Source organism: Bradyrhizobium sp. in8p8, from assembly GCF_000426845.1.
GTDB classification, from domain to species: domain Bacteria; phylum Pseudomonadota; class Alphaproteobacteria; order Rhizobiales; family Xanthobacteraceae; genus Bradyrhizobium; species Bradyrhizobium japonicum_C.
This window is the reverse complement of sequence record NZ_AUGD01000026.1, coordinates 32965-58907: the sequence shown is the minus strand read 5'-3', so window position 1 is coordinate 58907 and position 25943 is coordinate 32965. Positions and strand designations below refer to the sequence as shown.

At 63.6% G+C, this 25943-nt stretch carries 24 protein-coding genes; 10 read left to right on the top strand and 14 right to left on the bottom strand.

Annotated features, from left to right (window positions below; translation table 11 throughout):
* Positions 1-38: 38 nt before the first annotated feature.
* From K408_RS39475 to neuB, 5 genes are read right to left on the bottom strand one after another with little or no spacing between them, the layout of a single operon-like run.
* The gene (locus tag K408_RS39475; RefSeq protein ID WP_024343062.1) at positions 39-1217 is read right to left on the bottom strand and encodes an N-acetyl sugar amidotransferase; all 1179 of its coding nucleotides are present in this window, start codon (positions 1215-1217) and stop codon (positions 39-41) included.
* Positions 1218-1254: 37 nt separating this feature from the next.
* Positions 1255-2067 carry an SDR family oxidoreductase gene (locus tag K408_RS0134185; protein WP_024343061.1) on the bottom strand — a complete coding sequence of 271 codons (813 nt, stop codon included), beginning with the start codon at positions 2065-2067 and terminating at the stop codon, positions 1255-1257.
* Positions 2064-3104 carry a nucleotidyltransferase family protein gene (locus K408_RS0134180; protein ID WP_024343060.1) on the bottom strand — a complete coding sequence of 347 codons (1041 nt, stop codon included), beginning with the start codon at positions 3102-3104 and terminating at the stop codon, positions 2064-2066. Before K408_RS0134180 ends, K408_RS0134185 begins: the two co-directional genes overlap by 4 nt.
* Positions 3105-3116: 12 nt before the next feature.
* Positions 3117-3743 (bottom strand): NeuD/PglB/VioB family sugar acetyltransferase, encoded by a 627-nt coding sequence (locus K408_RS0134175; protein ID WP_024343059.1) that lies wholly within the window; start codon positions 3741-3743, stop codon positions 3117-3119.
* Entirely contained in the window at positions 3740-4822 is a 1083-nt protein-coding gene (neuB, locus tag K408_RS0134170) for an N-acetylneuraminate synthase (protein ID WP_024343058.1), read from the bottom strand. Before neuB ends, K408_RS0134175 begins: the two co-directional genes overlap by 4 nt.
* A gap of 182 nt (positions 4823-5004) precedes the next feature.
* On the opposite strand from neuB, the gene K408_RS0134165 reads away from it, so the two are divergent.
* From K408_RS0134165 to K408_RS0134155, 3 genes are all read left to right on the top strand, one after another.
* Positions 5005-5751 carry an acylneuraminate cytidylyltransferase family protein gene (locus K408_RS0134165; protein WP_024343057.1) on the top strand — a complete coding sequence of 249 codons (747 nt, stop codon included), beginning with the start codon at positions 5005-5007 and terminating at the stop codon, positions 5749-5751.
* Positions 5748-6941: a UDP-N-acetylglucosamine 2-epimerase gene (gene neuC, locus K408_RS0134160; RefSeq protein ID WP_024343056.1), complete on the top strand. Its 1194-nt coding sequence runs from the start codon at positions 5748-5750 to the stop codon at positions 6939-6941. The genes K408_RS0134165 and neuC overlap by 4 nt, the downstream gene beginning before the upstream one ends.
* A 90-nt stretch (positions 6942-7031) precedes the next feature.
* Positions 7032-8186, top strand: coding sequence for a phytanoyl-CoA dioxygenase family protein (locus tag K408_RS0134155; protein ID WP_024343055.1), 1155 nt, complete (start codon positions 7032-7034; stop codon positions 8184-8186).
* 22 nt (positions 8187-8208) lie between these two features.
* Here the strand turns inward: K408_RS0134155 and K408_RS0134150 are convergent, their stop codons facing one another.
* Positions 8209-9003, bottom strand: a complete 795-nt coding sequence (locus K408_RS0134150) for an FkbM family methyltransferase (protein WP_024343054.1) — start codon at positions 9001-9003, stop codon at positions 8209-8211.
* A gap of 165 nt (positions 9004-9168) precedes the next feature.
* Here K408_RS0134150 and K408_RS0134145 point away from each other — a divergent pair, with 165 nt between their 5' ends.
* Positions 9169-10128: an NAD-dependent epimerase/dehydratase family protein gene (locus K408_RS0134145; protein ID WP_024343053.1), complete on the top strand. Its 960-nt coding sequence runs from the start codon at positions 9169-9171 to the stop codon at positions 10126-10128.
* A gap of 2 nt (positions 10129-10130) precedes the next feature.
* Here K408_RS0134145 and K408_RS0134140 read toward each other — a convergent pair whose 3' ends face one another.
* The 8 genes from K408_RS0134140 to K408_RS0134105 form a co-directional block, all read right to left on the bottom strand.
* A complete protein-coding gene (locus tag K408_RS0134140; protein ID WP_024343052.1) occupies positions 10131-11747 on the bottom strand; it encodes a hypothetical protein in 1617 nt (538 codons plus the stop codon).
* A 9-nt stretch (positions 11748-11756) separates the two neighbouring features.
* The gene (locus K408_RS0134135; protein WP_024343051.1) at positions 11757-13082 is read right to left on the bottom strand and encodes an MATE family efflux transporter; all 1326 of its coding nucleotides are present in this window, start codon (positions 13080-13082) and stop codon (positions 11757-11759) included.
* Between the two features lie 12 nt (positions 13083-13094).
* Complete coding sequence (locus tag K408_RS0134130) at positions 13095-14528, bottom strand: hypothetical protein (protein WP_024343050.1); 1434 nt, start codon at positions 14526-14528, stop codon at positions 13095-13097.
* The gene (locus tag K408_RS0134125; protein ID WP_245265973.1) at positions 14528-15748 is read right to left on the bottom strand and encodes a LegC family aminotransferase; all 1221 of its coding nucleotides are present in this window, start codon (positions 15746-15748) and stop codon (positions 14528-14530) included. The genes K408_RS0134130 and K408_RS0134125 overlap by 1 nt, the downstream gene beginning before the upstream one ends.
* Positions 15749-15753: 5 nt before the next feature.
* Positions 15754-16752, bottom strand: a complete 999-nt coding sequence (locus K408_RS0134120) for an NAD-dependent 4,6-dehydratase LegB (RefSeq protein ID WP_024343048.1) — start codon at positions 16750-16752, stop codon at positions 15754-15756.
* 213 nt (positions 16753-16965) lie between these two features.
* Complete coding sequence (locus K408_RS0134115; protein WP_024343047.1) at positions 16966-18066, bottom strand: DegT/DnrJ/EryC1/StrS family aminotransferase; 1101 nt, start codon at positions 18064-18066, stop codon at positions 16966-16968.
* 3 nt (positions 18067-18069) lie between these two features.
* On the bottom strand, positions 18070-18537 hold the full coding sequence (locus tag K408_RS0134110) for an acyltransferase (RefSeq protein ID WP_024343046.1): 468 nt from the start codon (positions 18535-18537) through the stop codon (positions 18070-18072).
* Entirely contained in the window at positions 18534-19595 is a 1062-nt protein-coding gene (locus K408_RS0134105) for a Gfo/Idh/MocA family protein (RefSeq protein ID WP_024343045.1), read from the bottom strand. Before K408_RS0134105 ends, K408_RS0134110 begins: the two co-directional genes overlap by 4 nt.
* Positions 19596-19770: 175 nt before the next feature.
* On the opposite strand from K408_RS0134105, the gene K408_RS39470 reads away from it, so the two are divergent.
* From K408_RS39470 to K408_RS0134075, 6 genes are all read left to right on the top strand, one after another.
* Positions 19771-21099, top strand: coding sequence for a hypothetical protein (locus tag K408_RS39470; RefSeq protein WP_155251401.1), 1329 nt, complete (start codon positions 19771-19773; stop codon positions 21097-21099).
* Between the two features lie 5 nt (positions 21100-21104).
* On the top strand, positions 21105-22289 hold the full coding sequence (locus tag K408_RS0134095; RefSeq protein WP_024343043.1) for a CgeB family protein: 1185 nt from the start codon (positions 21105-21107) through the stop codon (positions 22287-22289).
* 115 nt (positions 22290-22404) lie between these two features.
* Positions 22405-22851: a cupin domain-containing protein gene (locus K408_RS0134090; protein ID WP_024343042.1), complete on the top strand. Its 447-nt coding sequence runs from the start codon at positions 22405-22407 to the stop codon at positions 22849-22851.
* Positions 22848-23969, top strand: coding sequence for a DegT/DnrJ/EryC1/StrS family aminotransferase (locus K408_RS0134085; protein WP_024343041.1), 1122 nt, complete (start codon positions 22848-22850; stop codon positions 23967-23969). The genes K408_RS0134090 and K408_RS0134085 overlap by 4 nt, the downstream gene beginning before the upstream one ends.
* Entirely contained in the window at positions 23966-24733 is a 768-nt protein-coding gene (locus tag K408_RS0134080) for a class I SAM-dependent DNA methyltransferase (RefSeq protein ID WP_024343040.1), read from the top strand. The genes K408_RS0134085 and K408_RS0134080 overlap by 4 nt, the downstream gene beginning before the upstream one ends.
* Positions 24730-25941, top strand: coding sequence for a glycosyltransferase (locus K408_RS0134075; protein ID WP_024343039.1), 1212 nt, complete (start codon positions 24730-24732; stop codon positions 25939-25941). The genes K408_RS0134080 and K408_RS0134075 overlap by 4 nt, the downstream gene beginning before the upstream one ends.
* Positions 25942-25943 lie beyond the last annotated feature (2 nt).

Genomic DNA, 25943 nt, shown 5'->3' with positions numbered 1-25943 from the left:
CGCCTGCTCCCCTGCGGCGCGATCATCGCGCCGCCCGATCACCCCTTGCCGCCGATCTCTACACCCGGATGGTTCGGCCACGGCACCTTGGTGTTGTCCCACTTGTCCATGTCGGGCATGCGGCGACCCGGCTCGACCGTGTTCGGCGAGAACTGCCAGGGGCTGACCTCGTGCTTGATCGCGATGCCCAAAAACTGCTCCTCGGTCAGATTGAGATAGTCGAGGAACAGATCGAGGCTCGGCGGCCGCTTGCCGTCGAACTCGCGCACCAGCGCCTCGCCCTGCTCGCGGGTCATGCGCTTGTTGCGAATGTCGATGTTGGCGAGATGGTTGGTCCGGCCCATGCCGCGCTTGATGTATTTCAGATAATCGCGCACGCCCTGGAAGAAGCACTCGATCTTCTCGTAGTCGTACTCCGGCGGAATGCCTTCGACTTCCTGGCCCTTCCAACCGAGCTCGCGCTTGATGATCTCGACGTGCTTCTTGGTGTCCCACTTGATGTAGCTGCCGAGGCAGATCGAGCGGCACTTGATCCGCATCAGCTCCTTGCGCGGTGGATAGACGAACGGATAGAGGTCGCGCTTGGCGACTCGGCCGCCGAGGAATTCGTACATGTCGTCGGCGGTGATGCCGAGATTCATGGCGCGGTTGAAGCGCTTCTCGTCGACCTCTTCCATCTCGTCATAGGAATAGAACGACTGGTATTCGGCGAGACTCTCGCCCCAGAACAAGAGCGGCGTCTCGTAGCGGATCGCGATCTGCATGGTGTGGGCATAGATGCCGGTGTGGCAGTGCCAGCAGAAGTCGCCGCGGCGCTTCAGCGATTCCAGCATCAGCTCGCGCACCACATGCCAGTTGGGCGTGAAGTTCAGCACGTCGACGCCGAGCTGCTTGAACACGCTGGTGTTGTTCTCTTCGATCAGCGGACGATAGAACCAGTGGTCGAAGCGCACCACCAACGGCTTCAGGCCGAGTTTCTTGACGACGTACCAGAGCTGGAAGACGCTGTCCTTGCCGCCCGAATACGGCACGATGCAGTCGTACAGGCCCTTGTCGCGGTATTGCGCGACCAGTTCCATCATCTGCTTGTGACGGTCGTCCCAGTCGATCTGGGTGTCACGGACCTCGATCTGGCGGCAAACGCTGCACGAGCCTTCTTCGTCGAACGATGTGGCTTCCGCCGTTTCCGGCAATAAGCATTTGCTACAGCTCAACATTTCGTCAATTCTCGCGATTGCATGATTTGCTGTCGGCTTACCACGCCGTCCATCCCCCGTCGACCGCAATGCACTGTCCCGTCACATAGGCAGAGAGGTCGCTGGCCAGATAGGCCACAGCGCCCTTCATATCGTCCTCGCTTGCCATGCGTGCAAGCGGCGTCCGGGCCACATAGCGGCTCAAAAACGGCTCCGGCGTCGCCCTGAAGACGCCGCCAGGCGCGACCGCATTGACACGTACCTTGGGTGCCATGGTGGTGGCGAGCCACCGCGTCATCTGGATCAGGCCGCCCTTGCTGGCGGCATAGGCGGCCGGGTTCCCGAGCGGGGTCCCCTCGTAGAGCCGCCAGTCGGGTCCAGCGAGGCCGTAGATGGAGGAAATATTGATCACACTGCCATGGCCCGATTTGGCAAGATCCTCGGCGGCGGCCTGGATCAGGACGAAGGGCGCCGTGAGGTTGACCTCGATCGCCCGCCGCCAGGTCGCATCCGACTGCTGCGCGAACGGCACTGCCCAGCCCTCGAGTCCGCTGGTGCCGACGAAAGCCGCGCAATTGACGATGATGTCGATGCCGCCAAAAGCCTCGCGCACCCGCCGCGGCAGATCCTTGACCGCATCGCCCTGCTCGAAATCGCAGTCGAACATGGCTGCCGTGACGGAGTAACTCGCAGTCAGCTTCGCCGCCGCTTCAGTGCCTGCTGACGCAGCGATATCGACCAGCGCGATGCTGGCGCCGAGTTCGGCAAGGCCCCCCGCAATGGCGCGGCCGATATGGCCGGCGCCGCCGGTGATGACGGCAACCCGGCCGTCGAGCGACATCATCTCGCGGAGCGAACGTTCGCTGCTCATCCAAAAATCCTCTGGAATTCGTCGGAGGCGCGCTGCAGATCGTCGAGCCGGCCGACGTCGATCCAGTATTCCCGCAACGGGAAGACCACCGACGGCTTGCCCTTGGCGATGGTGCGCTCGATCAGCGTCGGCATGTCCACGGCCTCGTTGGCGTCAAGATGGTCGAGCACGGCGGGATCGAGCAGATAGACGCCGGCATTGACGAAGAATTTTTGCGTCGGCTTCTCGCGGATGCCGAGCAGGCGGTGATCGTCGAAGTCGATCACGCCAAACGGCACGGTCACCGAATGCTCGCGCACGCAGACGGTGGAGAAGGCCTGATGCTCGCGATGATATTTCAGCATCTGCTCGAAATTCACCGTCGTCAGCAGATCGCCGTTCATGACGAAGAACGGCTGCGTCGGCCGTTCCGGGAGCAGCGACAGCGCGCCTGCCGTTCCGAGCCGCTCGTTCTCCTGCAGATAGTTGATCTCCACGCCCCAGGCCGAGCCGTCGCCAAAATAGTCGCGGATCATGTCGGCCTTGTAGTTGACCGAGATGAAGAACTTGCCGAAGCCGGCCTTGACGAAACCGCCGAGCACGGTCTCCAGGATCGGCTTGTCGCCGACGCGGATCAGCGGCTTCGGGACCTCGTCGGTCAGCGGCTTCAATCGCGAGCCGAGGCCGCCGGCCATCAGCACGACCCAATGATCGGATTGCTGCGCGAGCGCGAGATCGTCGATCAGCTTGACCTCGACCACCCGCCCCTCGGTGTCGACCAGCGGAAGTTGGTGGATGGAGTGCTTGCGCATCAGATTCAGCGCGGCCGGATTCGAGATGCCGACCGGCGCCGTGATCGGCGTGCGGTTCATCACCAGGCTGACGGAAGCGTCGAGCCCCGTACCGCCGAGCAGCGCGCGCCGCACGTCGCCGTCGGTGACGGTGCCGACGATTTTGCCCTCGCGCTCGACGATGGCGAGTTGCAGATTGCCCTGATCGATCCGCCGCAGCGTTTCGATCAGAGGGGTATCTTCATTGACGACAAACGCGCCCTTCATGACAAACCAATCCTATTCGTTGCCGGCGAACCCGCCGGCCGCGACATCTTTTGTAACCACCGCGCCCGCGGCGACGACGGCTCCGGCGCCCACCTTGACGCCGACCAACACAACGGCGCAGGCGCCGACATGGACGCTCTCGCCGATCGACACGCCCCCGCACAGCACCGCCCCCGGCGCGATATGCGCGTGATCGCCGACGATGCAATCGTGCTCGACCACCGCGCGCGTATTCACCAGCACGTTCCGCCCGATCCGCGCCGCCGGCTGGATCACGGCACCCGCCATCACCTGTGCGCCGGCGCCGAGTTGCACGTCGGAGGCGATCACGGCGGAGGAATGCGCGATCACGGGAAACCTGTAACCCTTCTCTGCGAATCGATCGAACAAGGCCCGCCGGCCCGCCAGCCCCGAATCGCCGCGCGAGGCGCGATTGCCGAGACCATTGGCAAGCTCGACCCCGTCGGCCGGCATCTTGAGGACGTCGTCGTCTGATCCCGTGATCTTGACGCCGCCGATGGCCGCGCCGATGCGCGCGGCATCGCGATCAGCGACGGCTGCGGGACGGATGCCGCGGCTCAGTAACGCCTCGACGACGACGCGGGCGTGACCGCCGGCACAGAGCACGATCAGGCTCATGGCTCCAGCGCCTCGTTGGCCGCGTAGTCGCGCGAGGCGGTCTTGCCGAGATAACTCCAATATTCGATCGGCGGGACGCCATTGCCCGGGCGCTTGACGCCGAGATTGTCTTCGGTGAAGCGCTCGCCGGCGCGCACCGGGCGCAGCGCGACGAGGCTGCGGCGCGCCACTGCGCGGTTTGGAATCTCCTCCGGCGCCGGCACCTTGCGACCGTCGCCGAGCGCGGCCTCGACGTCGCGTATCGCGGCGATCATCGCCGCCATCTCGTCCGGCTCGATCGAAGCCCGGTGATCGGGGCCCGGAAGATTGCGGTCGAGCGTCAGATGCTTTTCGATCACGGTGGCACCGAGCGCTACCGCTGCCGATGCGATGTGGATGCCCCGGCTGTGGTCGGAGAAGCCGACCGGCAGGCCGAACGCCTCGCGCAGCGTCGCCATCGCGCGCAGATTGATCGATTGCGGATCGGCCGGATATTCGGTCGTACAATGCAGCAGCGTGACCCTTGCACGCAGCTCCATCCAGGTCGCACGATCGAGCAGGAGTCTTGCAAAATCGGCAGACGTAGGCTTTGCCGTTGCATCGCAAAGATAACCGAAGGCGATGACGCCGAGCGCCTGCTCCACTTCGGCGAGCGTCCCCATCCCGGTCGACAGGATGATCGGCAGCCGGAACCGCGCCAGATGCAGCAGCAGCGGCGCATTGGTGAGATCGCCCGAGCCGACCTTCAGCGTGGACACGCCGACGCGGCGGACCAGATGCGTGGCGCTGTCGGAATCGAACGGCGTCGACATATACGTGATATTGGCCGACGCGCAGGCTGCGGCTATCTGCTCCTCGTCGTCTGCGCTGAGCTCGAGCGCGCGCAGCATGTCGAGCTGCGACTGCGCCGCGCCGGTGGTCGCCTGCTGGTAGCTCGCCTTCGCGGCTTCGGCCGTCGCGAGCTTGTCGGCGCGGAACGACTGAAACTTGACCACATCGGCCCCGGCTCGCGCCGCCGCCTCCACCAGGGCCAGCGCGCGTGCGCGGTCGCCGTTGTGGTTGACGCCAGCCTCAGCAATGATCAGGGTTTTGCGATGCATGGGGTTTCGTCGCTGGGCAAAGCGAAATCGCCCGCCAATCAAGCGGTTGTCTTAGTCGAGCACGCTGGTAAAAGCAACGCAAGCGGGCGGTTTGCGGCATTCCCCAACGGGACCCGCAAGAGCCCGTGGAGCGACGAATCACGCCGATTCGCGACGACGGGACACAGGATAGTCTGTTGCCAATGACGAACTCGCCCGAGATATTGTTCCTGCTGGTCGGCCGCGGTGGATCGAAGGGCCTGCCAGGCAAGAACCTGCGCGAGATCGGCGGCCTCAGCCTGACCGGCTACAAAGCGATTGCCGCAAAACAGTCCCGCTACTGCTCGCGCCTGATCGTCTCCAGCGACAGCCCCGAGATCCGCGCCGAAGCGACGCGGTATGGCGCCGAAATGCTGTTCGAGCGACCGGCTGAGCTCGCGACCGACACCGCCTCATCCAACGACGTGGTTCTGCACGCCATGGACTGGATCGAGACGCATGAGAAGCGGCGCTACGACGCCATCATGCTGCTGGAGCCCTCCTCGCCCTTCGCGACGCCAAAGCATTTCGACGAGGCCGTCGAATTGTTCGCCGCGCGCAAGGCGAGCCTCGTGGTCGGGATGCGCGAGACCGAGGTCTCCTCGATCTTCGTCGGCACGCTCGGCGAGGATGGCTCGATCGGCGGCATCGTCGAGAAGATGCTGGCGACGACGGCGCAGCGGCGCCAGGACCAGCCCGTCGAAGTCACCATGAACGGCGCGCTCTATCTCGTCGGCTGGGACGCGATGCGCAAGCATCGCAAGATCTACGCCGATCCGTCGGCAAGCTACGGTATCATGATGGACCGCATGCATTCGATCGAGATCGAGAGCGCGGCCGACCTCGCCTACGCCTCCTATGTCATCGAGCATGCCATGCTCGATGCCTCGCCCTGGCGGCAGCGGACATGAGCGCACGCCGCCGCATCGCCGTCGTCACGGGTTCGCGCGCCGACTACGGGCTTCTGCGGGGCATTTTGGCGCGGCTCAAGGCGGCCGATGACGTCGCGCTGAGCGTGATCGCCTGCGGCATGCATCTCGTGCCGCGCTTCGGCGAGACCTGGAAGATCATCGAGGCCGACGGCTTTCCGATCGCGGCAAAAATCGATCTCGCGCTCGACGACGACCGCGCCGAAACGATTGCGCGCGGCACCGGTATCGGCGTCAGCGGTTTTGCCGAGGCGCTGCCAAAGCTCGCCCCCGACGTCCTCGTCGTGCTCGGCGACCGCTACGAGGTGCTGGCCGCCTCGGTTGCGGCGACACTGCTGAACATTCCGATCGCACACATCCATGGCGGTGAGATCACCGCGGGCGCCTTCGACGATGCGATCCGTCATGCCATCACCAAGATGGCCTGTCTGCATTTCGTCGCGGCCGAACCCTATCGCCGGCGCGTGATCCAGATGGGCGAGCAGCCCGATTTTGTTTTCAACGTCGGCGCGCCCGGCCTCGATCTGGCGGATAGCACGCCGACGCTGACCCGTGCCGAGTTGTTCGCAAAGCTCGGCATCGGCGGTCCCGAGCGCTTCCTGCTGGTGACACTGCATCCGACGACGGCGCAGCCGGAGGCCGACGCCGCCAACGTCACTGCCCTTCTTGGCGCGCTTGCCGACATCGGGGATCGCAGCTTCATCTTCACCGGCGTCAACGCAGATCCCGGCTATCGCGCCATCGACGATGCGATCCGGGCGTTCGTCGCGGCGCGCCCCGATCGCGCCCATCTCTTCACTTCGCTCGGGAGCGAGCGCTACTGGTCCGCGCTGCGGCTTGCGGATGCCGTGGTCGGCAACTCCTCCAGCGGCATTCTGGAGGCCCCGGCCGTTGGTGTGCCCACGATCAATATCGGCGATCGCCAGAAGGGCCGGCTGCGCGCCGCCTCGATCATCGACTGCCCCGCCGATTCGCAGCTCATCCTGGCAAGCCTGCGCAGCATCTTCGAGGGCGGGTTCCGGCCCGATCCGGCCCGTGTGCCGCCCTACGGCCGCGGGGGGGCCTCCGAGGCTATCGCTGGAACCCTTCGAAAGACCGACCTCAAGCGCGCTTTCCCGAAGCATTTCTACGATTTGGCGGTCACGCCGGAACCGCCCGGAGCGACCGTATAGTACCGGCCAGTTGTTGCCTGAGCCGCGCCCCAGGCTGTATAGATCGGGACGAGCTTGAGACGAACCGCGCTCGTTCCGGGAGAACGCGACATGACGACGATCGATTCACTTTCCGACGTGACGCCGGTGGCACGCGCCGTCGAGATTGGTGAACTTCCGATTCCGCCCTATCGCGGCAACACGCTTCCGGCGATCGACTATGACGCGCATCCGGCCTATGGCGGCATGCTGCCGAAGCCGACCTTCCGCGAGCGGCTCTATGCGCTCAACGTGTTCGCACGCACCTTCGCCTTCGTCACCATTCGCCGCATCGTCGACTACGACAACATGCCGCTGCTGACCAAGGAGGCCGGCTTCAGCGGCCTCAATGCAAAGACGGCGCTGCGCTACATCTCGATGTTCGCAAGCATCCGTGCAAGCCGCGCGATCGGCTGGCTGACCGGTGCGCGCCGTCCCGCGCAGCCGGCAAACCCGGCGCTGCTCAACAAGATCAAATCCGACGGCATCGTCTGCCTGAACCTCACGCCCGACGAGATCGAGCAGATCCGCGGCGTGACCAATCCGGGCTTCGCCAAGCTCGACGAGCGCCGCGCCAACATTCCGCCGGAGAAGCGCAAGTTCGACGACAACGTCTACTGGTGCACGCGGTCCGCCGATCCGCAGGCGTTCGCGACCGTCGAGTCCATCTTCAAGCGCTACGGCATCATGGAAGCGGCGAGCGCCTATCTCGGCCGCCCCGCCGGCGTGAAGCACGTCAACGCGCAGATCAACGATCAGGATCTCGCATTCTGGAAGCGTGTGTTCCCGGACACGCAGCTTGCCGATCCCTGGGGCAGCTATCTGCACATCGATGCCACCTACGGCATGCTGAAATGCGCGATTTACGTCCATGACATCGGCCCGGATGGCGGCCCGTTCTGCTACATCCGCGGCAGCCAGAACGCGAAGATCGGCTGGTTCGAAGGCATGATCCGCCGCACCAACGATTTCTCGGGCTTCTCCGGCCGCCGGCCCGACGCGCGCAAGAAGTTCATGGCGCTGCCGGCGTTCCTGCGCAAGAAGGCTGACTTCGGCGGCGACCTGCCCGACAATTCGCCCGAGGTGGCACGCCTGCGCGAAGGCCATTTCGCCGCAACCTCGAACTACGGCAATTGCGTGCTGTTCGACGGCAACGGCATGCATCGCGGCGGCATGGTCAACAAGGGCGAGCGCCGCTGCCTGTTCATCCTGCTCGCGGAAATCTGACGCGAAGCTTGCGGCTGCGCACTCAAGCGCCGCGCAGCTTGCTCGGACGCTTGAGATATTCGGCAAGCTGCTCGGGGCTGAAGTAAGCCGCCTGGCTGCGCAGCGGGCTGTCCTTGCGGATGAAGGCAAGATCGATCTGGGCGAGCGCGCCGTCGAGCGAGCGCATATGCCCTTCCAACACGTCGTAGACCGCAAAGCCGGCGTCGTCGCAGAAGCGCACGATATCGGCGAATTGCGGAATGCCGTGCCGCATGGGCATCATGGTGGTTTCGAGGATCATGAGATCGATCTCGCTGATCCGCGTGCCGAGCCCCTTCAACACCTCGATCTCGGCGCCCTGCGTATCGACCTTGAGGAATACCGGGTGCTCGAGCGTCTCCGGCAATAGCGAGTCGAGCCGCCGCATCGGCGTCTTGCGCGCCTCGCCGTCGAGCGCCTTGCCCTCGACCTGCGCGAAGATGCTGGAGCCCGAGATGTCGTCATGGACGTTGAAGGTGATCTCGCCGTTCTCGGCGCCGGCCGCCACCAGGAAATACTCGGCGTTGAGCCGCTGCTTGAGCTGCTCCAGCAGCGGGCGGCATTCCGTCACCGGCTCGACCAGGAAGTACTTGGCGCGCGGGAATGCGTCATAGATCGGCGACGTGCCGAATGCGATGCCGACGTCGACCACCGTCTTCACATCGAAGCCGAGCGACTTCAGATGCTTGAAGAACAGGCCGAAATTCCTGACCGGCGCGTTGGTACGCATCAGGCGCAGGCCGATCGGTTCCAGGACGTTGTTGATGGCCTGAAACGCGGCAGAGACGAATGCCTTCATGAAGCGAGCGCCGGTTGGGCAGAAGCCGAGGTGGAGGATAGCGATCGCAAAATGCCTATACGAACAATGCATTTGCCACAGTTTGCAATCGACTGGTCGGTTTGGTAGATCAGCCCGGCAAGCCGGTCAAGCGACCGCCCCTCCGGTAAAGACAGCGACATCAGCATGAAAGTACTCGTGACCGGGAGCTCCGGCTTCATCGGCCAGGCATTGGTGCGGCGCCTGCGCGCCGAACATTGCGAGGTCGTGGGACTGGACAAGGTTCCGGCCGAGACCACCGATATCGTGTGCGATATCCTCGATGCCGGCGGGCTGACGAAAGCCGTCACCAGCGCCGCACCCGATGCGGTGGTTCATCTCGCCGCCCGCATCGATCTCGATGAGAAGACCGACCTTGCCGGCTACACCGCCAATATCGAAGGCGTCGAAAACCTGGTCGAGGCCGTGCGGCGCACGCCGTCGGTGCGGCGCGCGATCTGGACCTCGTCGCAGCTCGTCTGCCGCGTCGGCTACGTGCCGACCAGTGACACCGAGTACAGGGCCGACACGCTCTACGGCAAGAGCAAGGTGCGGACCGAGGAGATCGTCCGCAGCGCCGACGGCGCGGAGCGCGAATGGTGCCTGGTGCGCCCCACCACGGTCTGGGGTCCCGGTATGAGCGCGCACTACCAGCGCTTCCTGCACATGATCGAGCGCGGCCACTATTTCCACGTCGGGCACGGCCCGCTCTGGAAGTCCTACAGCTATATCGAGAATATCGCCTTCCAGTATTGGCGTCTGCTGAGCGTGCCGGCGGAGCAGATTCATCGCCGGACGTTCTATCTCGCCGACTACACGCCGATCGATCTGATCGCGTGGAGCGACGCATTTCAGCGCGCTTTCGGATCGCGCCCGATCCCGCATCTGCCGACCGGCGTCGCCCGCACGCTGGCGCTTTGCGGCGACGCCGTGAACGCGATCGGATTGAAGCGGTTTCCGTTCAATTCGTTCCGCCTCAACAACGTGCTCACGCAGTATCAGTTCGATCTGGCGCCGACCGCCGCGGTCTGCGGGCCGCTTCCCTGCGACATGGAGCAAGGCGTCGCGGCAACCGTTGCGTGGCTGCGCAACATCTCCGCGCGCTGATATCAGGTCACCGTCCTGTTGAGCCCGAGCTCACCCGTTTCCAGCGGCGCCCTGTCCCGTAGCCTCGCAAGATCCAGTACCAGCCCGGTCGCCGCCATCGACACCAGCACCAGGGCCGAATTGGCCATGCCGAGGGGTCCCTGAACCGGGCTGAGCAGGACGCTGGCGAGCGCGAACACGAGCAGCAGCAGCGGCGTCATCAGACCGGAGTGCCGGCTTCCGGCCGCGCTCCAGCCGGCCACGCCTCCCCAGATCGCGACGTAGAGGATCGCGCCAACGAGGCCGAAATCGATGAAGGCGGCGGCCCAGACGCTCGGAAAGAAACCATAGATCAGCGCTTCCCGCAGTTCGGCCTCCATAACTGCGACCTGATCGTTCTCCGGGAAGAAGATCCGCAGCAGAGGCGACAGCACGCCGACCTCGTACACGCCCCATTGGGGCGTGAACTTGTCGCGCGCCTTCCAGACGATATCGACCGTCCGCACGCCATGGGTCAGATAAAAATACGTGCTCAGCCCGATCATCGCGCTGCGTGACGATATACGCCTGGATTCGATCGCCGACGCGACGTAGCCGCGTGGCTTGACGTTCCAGGCTTCAAGCATCATCGCCAGCACGGCTTCCGTCGAGCTCGTGCCGGTGGACGGTGGCGGGGCCGCCTGCGCCTCGGCGACCCGCTTGTTGAGCTCGGCTAGAGTGATCGCCTCCGCAGGCTTGGCGCGGTGGGCTTCGCTAGATGTCGCGGGCGCACCAGCTGCCATGGATGTATCGCGCTGGTTCTTCTCCTGCTGCAATTCAGCGATCAGGGGCGACATCTGGATACAGAAGTTCTGCCGGCTGGACCAGATCGCGCTCGAATAGACGGCGAACAGGCCCACGACGATCACGGTCTTGAGCAGGAGATAATGGCCTCGCGGCAGAAGCGTTCGCCCCTGGGCGAGGCGCACCAGCATCGCCATCCCGACCAGCACGAGAACGAACAGGATCGGCATCCGGCCCGAATAAAGCAGCGCATACCCGACCGGCGAGATGATGGAGAGTTGCGCCAATGCGGCGGCCCATCCCCTGATCTCCTCTCCCCTGAGCAAGAACAGCACGAGGGAGGCGAAGCCAAACGAGAACATCATGTAACCGCCATAGAGCAGCGGCGTGCGCCTGATCGCAACCGTGTCGACGAGCCCTGGCGCACAACGGAGCAGCTCGGAATAGCTGGAGTTGCTCACGCCGCTGAGCACCGTCCGGTCGAGCGCCACCAGCGCGATGCCGACGATGCCGAACAGCGACGCGGCCATGGTGACGTTGTTGAGCAATCGTGCAGAAGGCGGCGAGGAGCGGCCCTGGCCTGCGAACCAGCGATCGAAGGCGAGCTTGCCGCCCCGATAGGACAGCAGGAAGATCGCGAGCCCGATCGTAACCACGGTCAGCACCGCCGTCGACGGCTGCCCCGGATAGTTGATCGGCCCGACGGCGACAGCGAAAAGCGCCCCGAACCAGATCACGGTCATCAGAATCGCGGGCGATGCGAGAGTGCCGACCAACGGAATGGGCCGCTGCTGCAATTTGCCGTCCAAGAAGCGCCCCTCGGGTTGCGGCGTGAGATTGCCTTGACGTTTACCCATGAATTGCCCTCAGGGGTAGAGCATGTCTGGATCGGTGGGAAGGCCGACCGTCTCGGTTGCGGCGGGTTCCCTGAAGCTCTCGCGCATCCTGTGGGTGGCAAAGCCCGTCAGGGACACGAACAGCGCCGCGCTGGCGATTCCGCCAGCAAGAGCCGCACCGTAGATGCCGAGCACGGGGATCAGCGCCACGTTCAGCGCGGTCGATACCGCGGCGGAACCGAGATTGCAGACCAGGAGATATTTGTCCGACCGCGCCGCATAGAGCGCATAGGATGGAACATCCGCCAGCATGCGCAGGAATATCCCCGGCAGCATGGCGTAGAACACGCCGATGCTCGCCGCGTAGGTCGACAGCCCGAGTAGCGCGAGCATGGGCCCCATGGCAAAGGCCGACAGGATCATCGTGGCGCAGACCAGTGCCAGCATCGACCAGAAGAACGAGCGCAGCGCCGTGCGATAGGCATTCCTGCCCGCCGCATAGCCCGCAATGACCTTCGGCAGGAACTGGTGCGACACCGAGCCGCCCAGTGACAGCAGGCCGATCAGGATCGTCGAATAGAAGGTGTAGATGCCGAGCGCATCGCGGCCGACGAAGGCGTCGATAACGAAGCGATCGACATAGGAAATGACCAGCGCTCCCGCGGCCGTCAGCATGAAGGGACGCGCAACCCAGAGGCCCTCGCGGATGTTCTTGAAGTCCGGCCGGTATCCCCCGAGCTCGCGCCACGGCAATTCGGAGAGCGAGAACGCAGAAAAGGCAATCGCCGCCACCCCACCGAGCGCCCACCAGACCATCACGGTTTCCAGCGTCCGCGTCGAAGGCGCCGCGAGCATCAGAACGGCGATCGCATACACCCAGATCCCGCCGCGCAGGAAAACGCCGATATAGGCCCTCACCGGCCGCCAGGTAATGATCAGTATCCGCGTCGCCTCCAGCGAGACGTGTTCGGTGACGAGGATCAGGATGAACCACGGCGCCAGACGCGCCGGAAAGGAGCCCGCGGCGATCGCGACGGCAATCGCGATGCCGACCGCCACGAGCGCGGCCGTGCCAAGCACCATCTGGTCGGCGATAATGCGCGCACGCCGCTCTGGTGTCGCCGGCACCAGTTCGCGCAAGGTGTAGGAGTAGAACTCCAGACCGACCGCGAGCAGCGCGAAGGCCAGCGCCGCGGTCAAAAGGCCGTACTGTCCCATTTCGGCGGGCGACAGCATGCGCGCCAGCAGCAGCGACAGCAGGAAGCGGCTCGCCAGCGTCAGCGCGCGCAGGACCAGCGCCGCGACCGTGCCGGCGACCGCCGGGCGCGTCACGAGGTCAAACAGACGAGATCGCATCAAGCTGTTCCATCACCGCCGGCCGTCAACATCGGTTGGCGCGTTCCCCACTGTAACGTCAGGCAGCGGTCTACAGGACTTCAGGAATTTCGGCAGGTGCGCGTTCAGCGAACGCGCCAGCGGCTCGACCGATGCGCGCTGCGCCGCGTTCTCGGGATCGAACTTGCGCCAGCCGAAATAGTCTCCCTCGACGCTGATCGACGCCAGATGACGCATGATCGCACGGCGGGTGGTGTCGAGATCGTCGGGGGATTGCCACCGCGCCAGCCGCTCGGCGACACCGTCGACTTCGCCCGTGCTGCGGACGTGCAAGAAATGCTGCTCGGTTGCGTAATACGGCTCGGTCGCGACCGAGCACAGCCCGGCGAGCGCCGCCTGGAAGCCGATGGTGCCGGTAAAGGTCACGGATACCGCGCACTTTCCGATCAGGAGATTGGCCGGCACGTCGTAGGGCACCAGCACCACGGAGGGCAGCTTTGCCAGCCGCTCGAACAGCTCGCGCTGGCGGAAGCCGAACTGCAGCGGATGATCCTTGACGAAGATGCGGTAGCCGGCGCGACCGAGCGCCTCGCAATAGCGCGCCACCACGTCGTCATGCGCCAGCATGCCCTGCTGCTCGAGCCAGTAATCCATCGAGGCCTCGGGGAAGAGCTGAAGCCCGAGGAACACCCGCCGCTCGCGCGGCACTTCGGCGAGCCGCTTGTCCCAGCCATGGTCGAGCAGGCCGAGGACCGCCACGTCGCGCATGCGCACCTTGTGCTTCAACCGCTTCAGCGCGTCGAGATAGTGGCAGTTGTAGCGATCGCGCTTGAGGAAGCGCCAGACGTTGAAGAAGGCGCCACGCAGAGCGTAGTAGCCAAAGATCCGCCAGAACCTGGCCAGCGAGAACCGCTTGGCGTCGCGGACATAGGCCGGCGCAAAATCTTCCCTGCAGAGCTGGCCGACGGCCGCATCGATGTCTTCTCGGGACGGCTCGCGCAGCCAGACCGGCCTGCCGCGGCGCATCAGCATCACCTGGTCCGGGATGATCGAGGTCGTCATCTCCAGGAAGTCGATACCGCGCCGCCGCGCGATGCGCTCCATCACGTCCATGACGTAGCGGTCGATGGTGAAGGTCATGACCAGATCGGGGCCAAGCTTGTCAAAGGCCTGCTCGATCGCCTGCGTCATGCCGCCGATCATCCTCAGCGCGAGATCGCGATCGATGCTCCTGAGCACGCGACAGCGCAGGATGATGTCGGCGCATCCTTCCGCGCCGAACCGGTCGAGCGCTGCGGACGCCGCATCACCCGTGTCCGCGAAGCGATAGAAGTCGTCGACCAGCGAATAGTCGCCGTCGTCGCGGAGATCGCTGAGCACGACCGCGTCGGCGAACTCCATGCGCGAGGCCAGGTACTTCCACCAGGCCGTCGTGCTGTGAATGGTGAAGAAGACGATCCGGGGCATCAGCTCTTGTTCGTTGCCCCGGCGAGGAAGGGACTGCTCGGCAGGTTGATGCAGCGCGTATTCATGTCCTCGGCGACGGGGAGCGACGCGCGCGGGCAGTCGCGGTACATCGGCAGCAGGTGCATCGGCGTCCAGAGCGGCCGGGCGCGGATGCCGTGGCCGTGCAGGGCCTCGAGCAGGCGGTCACGCTCGGAGGAATATTCGCGGTCGAGCACCAGCGTGTTGAGCCAGTAATTGCTCTCGGACCCCTTCGGCTCGCGATAGATGCGTGCCCAGGGGAAGTCGCGGAAGGCATCGAGATAGCGCTCGGCGAGCGCGCGCTTGGCCGCGACCATTCCGGCCAGCCGCTCCATCTGCGCGCAGCCCAGCGCGGCATTGATGTTGGGCAGGCGGTAATTGTAGGCGACCTCGTCGTGCTCGAACGACCAGGCGTGCGCCTTTTTCGCCGTCGAGGTGAAGTGGCGGGCGTGGCGGGCATGAGCCTCGTCGTCGGTCACGATCATGCCGCCGCCGCCTGTCGTGACGATCTTGTTGCCGTTGAAGCTCAGCACCGCCGAGTGCCCGAAAGTGCCGCAGCCCTTGCCGTTCAGGCGCGAGCCGAGCGACTCGGTCGCGTCCTCCACGATGACCAGATCATAGCGCGCGGCGACCGCGCCGAGCGCGGCCATGTCGACGGGATGCCCGAAGATATGCACGGGAACGACGGCACGCAGCCTTCGTCCGGTGTGCTTATTGACCCAGGCGCCGTTCTGCCGCACCGCGATTGCGTCCAAATGCGCCTCGAGCGCGCGCGGGTCGAGCCCCAGCGTGTCCCACGTCGAATCGACGAAATGCGGCACAGCGCCGGCATGGCTCACGGCATTGGCGGTGGCGACGAAGGTGATCGAGGGCAACAGCACCTCATCATTGGCTTCGACACCCTCGAGCATCAGCGCCGCGTGCAGCGCGGCGGTGCCGTTGACGATCGCAACCGCGTGGCGCGAACCGGTCGCTTCCGCCACCATCTCCTCGAAACGGGTAACGTATTTGCCTGCCGACGACACCCAGTTGGTGTCGATGCAGTCGAGCACGAGTTCACGCTCGCGCTGCCCGAAACGCGGCTCATGCAGCTCGACCGGGCGCTGCGCCGAGCCGAGCGCGGCATCGACGGCATCGAGCACCGGCTTGAGGTCAAGCATGGCGGGACGGTTCTGGCTCGCTTGCGCGGAGGACATGCTCATCTGGCTCACAGCGTGTAGGCATTGACGCGATAGCGGGCTAGGTTCTCCTGCTTGGTGAACCAGGCGATGGTCTGTTCGAGCCCTTTGCGCAGGCCATCCACCCCGCCGAAACGTGGCGACCAGCCGATCAGCTCTTGCGCCTTGGCATTGGAGGCCCAGAGCCTCTCGACCTCGCTGCGCTCGGGGCGCACGCGCACGTCGTCGTGCTCGATCTCGATCTCGGCTTCCATCAGCTCGGCGATCAGCCGCGCGGTGTCGCCGATCGAGATCTCGAAGGCGCTGCCGATATTGATGACTTCACCGATGCCGGCCTTGGAGTCGAGTGCCGCCAGGAAGCCGCCAACGGTGTCGGCGACATAGTTGAAGTCGCGCGTCGGATGGATGCTACCGAGCTTGATCTTGCGCGCGCCCGCCGCAATCTGCGTGATGATGGTCGGGATCACCGCGCGCGCCGATTGCCGCGGCCCGTAGGTGTTGAAGGGACGCACCACCGTCACCGGCGTGCCGAACGAGCGCTCGAACGACAGCGCGAGCTGATCGGCGCCGATCTTGGTCGCCGAGTAAGGCGACTGGCCCTGGAGCGGATGCTCCTCGGTGATCGGGACGAATTGGGCCGTGCCGTAGACTTCGCTGGTCGAAGTATGGATCACCTTCTCGACGCCGAGATCCCGCGCCGCCTGCAACACGTTGAGCGTGCCGCGGATGTTGGCTTCCACATAGGTGTCGGGCGAATGATAGGAGTACGGAATCGCGATCAGCGCGGCGAGATGCAGCACCGCGTCGCAGCCCTTCATGGCGGTGCGCACGCCGTTGGGGTCGCAGACATTGCCGGCGAAGACGTCGAACTCTTTCCTGATGTCAGGCGGCGAGGAATCCAGCCAGCCATGCGCGCCCATGCTGTTGTAGTGCACGAAAGCGCGCACCGCGACGTTGCGCCGGACCAGCTCTTCCGCAAGGTGCGACCCGATGAAACCGCCCGCCCCCGTCAAAAGTACTTTTCGCAAAGTTCCTGTTCCCCTCTGGCCGGCCGCCCGACCCGCCTGCCGACCTGATACGGCCCCGCTTCTAAACATTCCGGCTGCTGGAGGCCAGTTTTGAATGCGCTGCGGTCCCATCAATGGACCGGGAACCGCGCCCCCGAAATACAACCGTGCGGAGCCCACAAATCTTTGAGAAGGATCAACAAATCTCACGCGAGCGGGGAGCAATGCCCGGCGCTATGCAAATTCGCGGAGGAGACGAATCACACTGTCCTGCTGCGCCGGCGTGATTTCGGCAAAAATCGGCAGCGACAGGATGGTGTTCTGGTCCCGGTATGCATGCGGAAATTGCGCCGCGGTGTGACCGAATCGCGCATAGGCTGGAAGCAGCGGCAGTGCGGTCGGATAGTTGATCGCGGTCTGCACCCCATTGGCGATGAGATGCGCCGCCAGCGCGTCGCGGCGCGGATGCCTGATCGTGTAGAGGTGATAGACATGATCGCGTCCGGGCGCGACCTGCGGCACGCTCACCCCCTCGATCTGGTTGAGGCCGGCATCGTAGATCGCGGCGGCGCGTCGGCGCGCCTCGGTCCAGGCGGCCAGATGCGGAAGCTTTGCCGAGAGGATTGCGGCCTGCATGCCATCAAGCCGGCTGTTGACGCCCTCGATCTCGTGCTGATGCTTCACCAAGCCGCCATGACGCGCGAGCCTCGTCATATGCTCGGCGAGCGCAGCGTCGTTAGTGACCACGGCGCCGGCATCGCCCATCGCACCGAGATTTTTGCCCGGATAGAACGAATAGGTCGCAGCCGCGCCAAACGTTCCGACCATCTGTCCCTTGTAGCACGCCAGATGCGCCTGCGCGCAATCCTCAATCACCCACAATCCGTACTTGTTCGCAATCGCCATGATCGCGTCCATGTCGGCGGGCTGACCGTAGAGGTGCACCGGGATGATGCCGACGGTGCGCGGCGTGATCACGGCTTCGATCGCTGCAGGATCGATCGTGAAGGTCACCCCGTCGGTATCACAGAACCTCACCGTCGCGCCGGCATGCGTGATCATCGCCGAGGTCGAGATCCAGGAATGCGCCGTCGTGATGACCTCGTCGCCCGGCTTCACCTTCAATGCGGCCATCGCGAGATACAGTGCGTCGGTCCCGTTGGCACAGGAGACGCAATGCTCGACCGACGCAGCCTTGGCGAAGTCGCGCTCGAATGCATCGACAAAGGGGCCGCGGATGAAGGCATTGTCGCGGATGACGGCGGCAATCGCCGCGTCGATCTCGCCCTTGATGCTTTGGTACTGGAGCTGGAGATCGGCGAAGGGAACCGCCATTCGTCACTTCCGCAAGGTCAATAGCCGCGCCGGATTGCCGGCATAGGTGCCGGCAACGGTGATATCCTTCGTTACCACCGAGCCCGCGCCGATCACGACGTCGTCGACGATCGCCACCGGCAGGATCGTGGAATTCGAGCCGATCGACACCCGATTGCCGACCCTGGTCTCGCGCCACAATTCCTTTCGCCCGCGCGCGGGCCCACCGCCCGCAAACGTGTCATTGATGAACATCACACCATGGCCGACGAAGCAATCCTGGCCGATGCTGACGAGTTCGCAGACGAAACTGTGCGATTGCACGCGCGTGCGGGCGCCGATGACGACATCCTTCTGGATCTCAGTGAACGGCCCGATGAAGCAGTTATCGCCGATTGTACAGCCGTATAGGTTGCACGGCTCGACCACCGCGACACCGACACCGAAGTTGACGTCGCGGATCCCGATCGGGTTGCGCGCTGGGCCACTCACGAGGCAATGCCCAAGCGGCTGCGACGCGGCACGAAACGAAGCGGCACCTCCTTCCCGGTCTCGATGGACTCGTAGAGTGCGGAGATCAACTCAAGGCTCTTGCGGCCCTGCAGCCCATCGACTAGCGCGGCGCCGCGGTCGGCGAGACACTCGACGACATGCTGATAATAAGCCTGATGGCCGAAGCCATAGACGTTAGGCGGGTTGACCGAGTATTTTTCGATCACGTCGTTGTCCAACGGCAGCTTGTTGACGAAGCGCCAATGACGAATCTGGTTCATAGCAAAGCCGCCGATCTCAACCGTACCCTTCTCGCCGAGGATTGAGATCGAGCCTTCGAGATCGGCCGGCCGCACAGCGGTCGTGGCTTCGATAACTCCCAGCGCACCGCTGCGGAATTTCAGCGTCGCGACCGCCGTATCCTCAGTCTCGATGTTCACAAGCGCGGTGGTGCTACGCGCATGAACGCTGACTACATCGCCGAAAAACCACTCCAGCATATCGATGTGGTGGCTCGCCTGGTTGGTCAGCACGCCGCCGTCCTGGGCCCAGGTACCGCGCCAGGCGTCCTGATCGTAATAGGTCTGATCCCGACACCAGCGCACGCGCACCGTGCCGAGCACGAGCTTGCCAAACCGGCCGGCATCGAGCGCCTCACGCGCCTTGACGATCGGAACGTTGAAACGATTCTGCTTGACGACGAACAGCTTCACGCCAGCTTCGTCGCAAGCGCGGATCATTTCGTCGGCGTCCTGCAACCGGAGAGCCATCGGCTTTTCGACGACGACATGCATACCGGCGCGCGCGCAGGCAATCACGTGCTGCGGATGCATCCCGCTCGGCGTCAGCACTGCGACGGCGTCGATATCGTCACGCGCCAGCATCGCATCTATATTGTCATGCGCCGCAACACCGAATTTTGAGGCAATCGCATCCGCCCGTGCGCGATCGGAGTCGCAAACAGCAACAAGACGCGCGCCCTCGATATGGTTGCCGCCCAAAAGGTCGGAGTGGCGCTTGGCGATGCGCCCGCATCCCAGCAGGCCGAACCGGATCATGAGACCTCGATGTTCTCCGCCGGCGGACAGGAAGCTGAGGTTCTGAGCCTGCCGGTCAAGTGACCTATATTAATAAAAACGCGAAAGAATCAAGGCCTTACCTGTGCAATATCCCCTGTCCGGGCACGCTTCGCACATTGCACACACTCAATGGATGGGTTATTCGAACTGCGATATGGGGTTCCCTGCTGACATCAGAGATCGGGAGGCCGGAGACGGAGTTCGTTTAGCCGGCAACGACCGTGGCCTCGCCCTCCTGATTCTGGTCCATCTCGGGTTGGGCTGCGTTTCGTTAATCTTTGTTGCACAGGCCTATTCCCACTATCACATTTTTTTCCGCTACGAGTCTCTCCCCAAGGCGATCGCTACGATTGCGGCATTCGCCGTGTTAACTCTCTTGTTCGTCCGCGCCAGTTTCAGCTTCGGTTATTTCGTGGGCTACTACCTCTTTGTGATGATCGCAGGCTACCTCTGGCTGAATACCTTTTCCGAATTCGGTTACAACCATCGACTGAGCGGCTTCTCGGCGGCAGCGTCTTTGGTGGCGTTCCTAGTTTTCGCGCTCTACCAGCCGACCTTGCCGCGATTGCTGACGCTCTCGTCGCGTGACTTCGAGCGCCTCTTGGGCTGCCTCGTGCTGATCGGTGCCGCTATTGCTGCCATCAGCGCTTGCTATAATTTCAGACTTGTTTCGATCGAGGACATCTACAGATATCGGGAGACCCTATCTGCGCCAACAGTCGTGAACTATCTGGTCGGGATTGCGACGACCGCGTTGCTACCCTTTGCATTCGCCTGCTACGCGCTTCGCGGTAGCTACTGGCGTGCCAGCGCCGTCCTGATCGTGCTACTATTGTTCTATCCGATTACACTAAGCAAGCAGGCTTTCTTCGCTCCAGCCTGGCTCATCGTTATGCTCGCCGCGACGCGGTTGATGGAATTACGAGCAACCATCGTCCTGTCCCTTCTAGTACCAACCGCAACCGGCATGATCCTGTTTGTCCTGTTCCGACATAGTCTTTTCCCGGAACGATCTGCGATGCCCATTTTCCAGCTCGTCAATCTTCGCTTGATCGCCATCCCGTCACTTGCGATGGATTATTACAACGAGTTCTTCTTCTCACACGACCTGACCCGTTTCTGCCAAATCAGCTTCCTGAAGCCGTTGATGTCTTGCCCCTATCAAGAGCCGCTCGCGGTAGTCATATACAACTGGTTTGGCATCGGCGGTTATATGAACGCATCCCTATTCGCGACGGAAGGCGTTGCATCGGTCGGACCGGTGCTTGCCCCTGTCTCGGCGCTTGCCTGCGGCATCGTAATCTCCATCGCCAATGGAATGTCCGCCGGTCTTTGCCCCCGCATCATTCTGATATCGGGCGCACTATTGCCGCAGACCCTCATGAACGTTCCGTTCACGACGGTGATGCTGACGCACGGCGCGGTGTTGCTGTTTTTCCTCTGGTACGTGATGCCACGCGGCGCCCCCGAACAGGGGCACTGAAGACCGTGCGCGTACTCATCCTCAATGCGGACTATCCACGGTTCCTGGCTTGGCTGTACCGCCGCACGCCCGGACTTTCTCATTCCCCTTACACTATGCAGATCGCGGCCCGAAATGCCAGCTTGTTCGGCGTCGCCGATTTCTACTCGCGCAATTTCGTCGCGGCGGGACATGTCGCCGCCGACATTCACATTAACAATCCCTGGATGCGAGCGGCCTGGGCGCGCGAGCACGGCCTCGCCCTCGAACAGCCACCAACACCAGGCTCCGAGGTGCAGTGGCAAGCTATTCCCAACTGGCTTCAGCGCGCGATTGCACCGTTCAAGCCCGCACTAAGACCGCTGGCGCGTAAGGTGGGCCTTAGCCCGCGCCTGGACGCGCAGGCGGAAACAATCCTGTTGGCTCAGATAGAGGAGTTTAGGCCGGACCTCGTCCTCAACCAGGACGTGTTCCACGTCGATGCGCCTCTCGCGCGGCGGATCAAGAGCATCGGTCGCACGATCCTGATCGGCCAGGTCGGGATCGCCCCTTCCCGAGGCGCTGACTGGTCGGCCTATGACTTGATGATCTCGCAAATCTTTCGAGTTGTGCAGTCCTTTCGCAATGCGGGAGTCAGAGCCGAGACGCTCCATCTGGCTTTCGAGCCAAAGATCCTCGACATTCTTCCGCCGGCGCCCGAGCGAAACATAGACATCTCGTTCGTCGGCGCCATCTCAGCGGACCACCAGCAGCGGGTGTCGCAACTTGAGGCGATTGCGCGGAAGTACGACCTGAAGCTGTATGGTAGCGGCCTGCACACCCTTCCTTCATCGTCGCCGCTGCATCGCTGCTATCAAGGTGAGGCGTGGGGCGTAGAGATGTATCAAGTGCTCCGTTCCTCTCGTATCACTCTCAACTCGCATATCGACATGGCGGGAGCGGAGGCGGGCAACGCACGCCTGTTCGAGGCGACGGGCGTCGGGACGTTCCTCCTAACCGATTTCAAAGACAATCTTCACACGTTGTTCGATGAACGCCGCGAGGTCGCGGCCTGGCGTTCGGTCGGCGACTGCCTCGGTATGATCGATCGCTACCTCGCCAATACGGACGAGCGCAACGCGATTGCCGCAGCAGGGCAGGCGCGGACGCTTTCGACCCACACGTTCAGGCAGCGGGTCGACGATATCCTCGGCTTCATCGACGGAAAATAGCACCTCGAAACGAGGCTTCTCCGCCCTTGACGGTTCGGGTCAAAATAGCCAAAGTGCCGCAGCGCAGGGACGCTATGTCACTATAATTACAGCGCTTTTCCTTTGAGGCCCCCCGATGGAACACGTCGAACATGTTAGATTCGGCGAACAGCTCTATGCGATCATCGTTCGCGCCTCGTTCCGCGAGCCGGGCATCACCTTCTTCTCATCGCCCGAGTTGTCACAACAGCTCGCCTTCATGAGCCATCCGGAAGGCAAGAGCATTGCGCCTCATCGTCATAACAGGGTGACGCGGGAGGTGCATTTCACGCAGGAAGTCCTCCTCATTCAGAAGGGCAAGCTTCAGGTCGATTTCTACACCGAGGCCGAGGAGTATCTGGAGAGCCGCATGCTCGGCGCCGGCGACATCATCCTGCTCGTCGGCGGCGCGCACGGCTTCCACGTCATCGAGCCGCTCGAGATGTTCGAGATCAAGCAAGGCCCCTATGCCGGCGAGAACGACAAGACGCGCTTTCCCGAGGTGGCAGTATCAGAGACGCGGATCAAGGGTCCGGCGCTGTGAGTGGTCCTTTCGTTCCCGTCAACACGCCGCTGCTCGATGGCAACGAAGCCAAATATCTTGACGAGTGCGTCCGTACCGGCTGGATCTCGTCGGAAGGGCCGTTCATCAAGCGCTTCGAGCAGGCGATGGCGAAAGCTGCCGGAAGGCAACACGGCGTTTCCGTGACCAACGGCTCGGTCGGCCTCGAGATCGCCGTGCATGCGCTGGCTCTCGAGCCCGGCGACGAAGTCATCATACCGACCTTCACGATCATCAGCTGCGCGTCGGCCATCGTGCGCGCAGGTCTCGTCCCCGTCGGGGTCGACTGTGATGCCGCGACCTGGAACATGACGATCCAGGGCGTGGAAGCCGCGATCACGCCGCGCACGCGCGCGATCATGCTGGTCCACATTTATGGCCTGCCGGTCGATCTTGATCCGATCCTGGCACTCGCCCGCAAGCACGATCTGAAGGTGATCGAGGACGCCGCCGAGATGCATGGCCAGACCTATCGCGGCGCGCCCTGCGGCAGCTTCGGCGACGTCTCGACCTTCAGCTTCTACCCCAACAAGCACGTCACGACCGGTGAAGGCGGCATGATCCTCACCGACGACGACGCTCTTGCCGATCGTCTCGCGAGCCTTCGCAATCTCTGCTTCCAGCCGCAGCAGCGCTTCATCCACGAAGAGCTCGGCTGGAACGCGCGTATGACCAACCTCCAGGCTGCTCTCGGCGTCGCCCAGGTCGAGCGCCTACCGCGGACCGTCGAGATCAAGCGCCGCATCGGCCGACTCTACGAGAGCCACCTCGAGAACGTCGAGGGCATCCGCCGCCCCGTTCCCCGCACCAACTATGCTGACAACATCTATTGGGTTTACGGCGTCGTTCTGAACGACGACGTTCCCTTCGATGCCAAGGAGGCCATGCGGCGCCTTGCGGAGAGAGGCATCGGCACGCGGCCGTTTTTCTGGTGCATGCACGAGCAGCCCGTGCTCCGTCGCATGGGATTCATGCTGAACGAGCGACACCCAATCGCGGAGCGCATCGCTCGTCGCGGTTTCTATCTGCCGAGCGGCCTTGCACTAACCGAGGACGAGATCGCGCGATCCGCCCAGGCTCTTAAGGAGATTCTGGCGTGAGCGTGTTTGCCGACTACGCGCCGTGGTACGACCTTCTATACCGGGACAAGGATTACGCCGGGGAGGTCGATTTTGTCGAAGCCCGGCTGCGCGACCACGGTATCGCCACAGGCAAGCTGCTGGATCTCGGCTGCGGCACGGGCGTGCACGCGATCGAGTTCGCGCGCCGCGGCTGGGACGTCGCCGGCGTCGACCTCAGCGCCGACATGATCGCCAGCGCGAAAGCACGCGCGGCGGAAGCTGGGCTCGATATGCCCTTTCAGCAGGGCGACGCCTGCGAGGCCGGCGCAGAAAGCGACTATGACGCAGTCGTGTCACTGTTTCATGTCGCCAGCTATCAGAACGATCGCGAGCGACTCGAGGCGCTGTTCCGGACCGCGCAGGCGGCATTGAAGCCGGGCGGCGTTTTCCTCTTTGACTATTGGTATGGCGGCGCCGTACTGGCCCAAGGCGTCGAGACGCGCGTCAAGGTCATCGAGCAGCTTCCGTTGCGCCTGACGCGAATCGCGCAGTCGGAGCACGACGAGCAGAAGGCAACGGTACGCGTTAAGTACACTCTGTTCTGCGAAGACACCGAACGCTCGACGATCCGGCGCGTCGACGAGATCCACCGGATGCGCTACTGGTTTCCGTTTGAGGTCGAGGCATCGCTGAGGAACAGCGGGTTCGAGCCGGCAGGCAGTTATGCCTGGTTGTCTGGCGCCGCGCCGAACACGAAAGACTGGGCAGCCTATTCGATCGCGAGAAAGGCCGCGCAGCCGTGAAACGCTACCACGTCGGCATTTTCCTCGAACTTCCGCTCGACGTCGGCGGCGGTTTCCAGCAGTCGCTCACCGACATCATGTGGATGCGCGACTGGGCCAAGACCGTGGGTCTGGAGGTCACTGTATTCACGACACTACCGGACAACGTCGCGATCCTTGCCGATCTCGGCATCAGCAGCGAGTATCTGAAGCTCGGCTGGCTCGACCGCCTGTTCCTGTTCCTCAGGTACCTGGGACCGTTCGACCTGATGCAATTCACCATGCGCGCGTGTGCGCCGTTCGAGAAGAAACTGAGCCGCGCCGGCGTCGACATCGTCTACTTCACCACCACCTCGAACTGGAACTTGGTGCTCTACAAGCTGCCGTTCATCATTACGATTTTCGACGGCTGCTTCCGCGACAGTCCCGAGTTCGACGAGGTTCGCGAGTTCGGCCAGTTCGAGCGCCGCGACATCGTATGGCGCAGTGCCGCCACCAAGGCCGCCGTAGTCATCACCAACGCCGATGAGCTGATCGACCTGCTGTGCCGGCGCTACGCTATGGAGCGCGATCACGCCGTCTGCATTCCGTTCTCGCCGTCCGTCTACATGTCTCGACCGGGCACGAGTGAAGAGGCCCAGGATGCCGCGATTCTCAGGAAGCACCATCTTGAGCCCGGCTATTTGTTCTATCCGGCGCAATTCTGGTCGCACAAGAATCACGCCACCATCTTGCTTGCGATGCACCTGCTCAGGGCCCAGGGAGAGCGGCACACATTGGTGCTGTGCGGCTCAGACCCCGGCGCGCGCGCCGCCTTCGAGGCTCTGGTCGCACAATACGAGCTCGGCGATTCCGTGCGTATGCTCGGGTTCGTTCCCTCAACGGAACTGGGCGCGCTCTATCGCGGCGCCAAGGCGCTTGTCATGGCCACCTATTTCGGCCCCACCAATCTGCCGCCGCTGGAGGCGTGGGCGGTCGGCACGCCAGTGATCTATCCCGAAGCCTTCAAGGCGCAGGCCGGCGACGCCGCCGTTCTGTTCGACTACGATGATCCCACATCCCTCGCCAGGGCCATCGTCAAGGTCGGCTCGGTCGAGGAGCGTACCCGGCTCGTCGCCGCCGGCAAGCAACGGCTCGCTCATTTCGCCGAACGGATCGACGAGGGGCATCGCCAGCTTGCCCGGCACCTGATGCGGCTGCGATACCGCCGCTACCCCCGAATCTACTGACG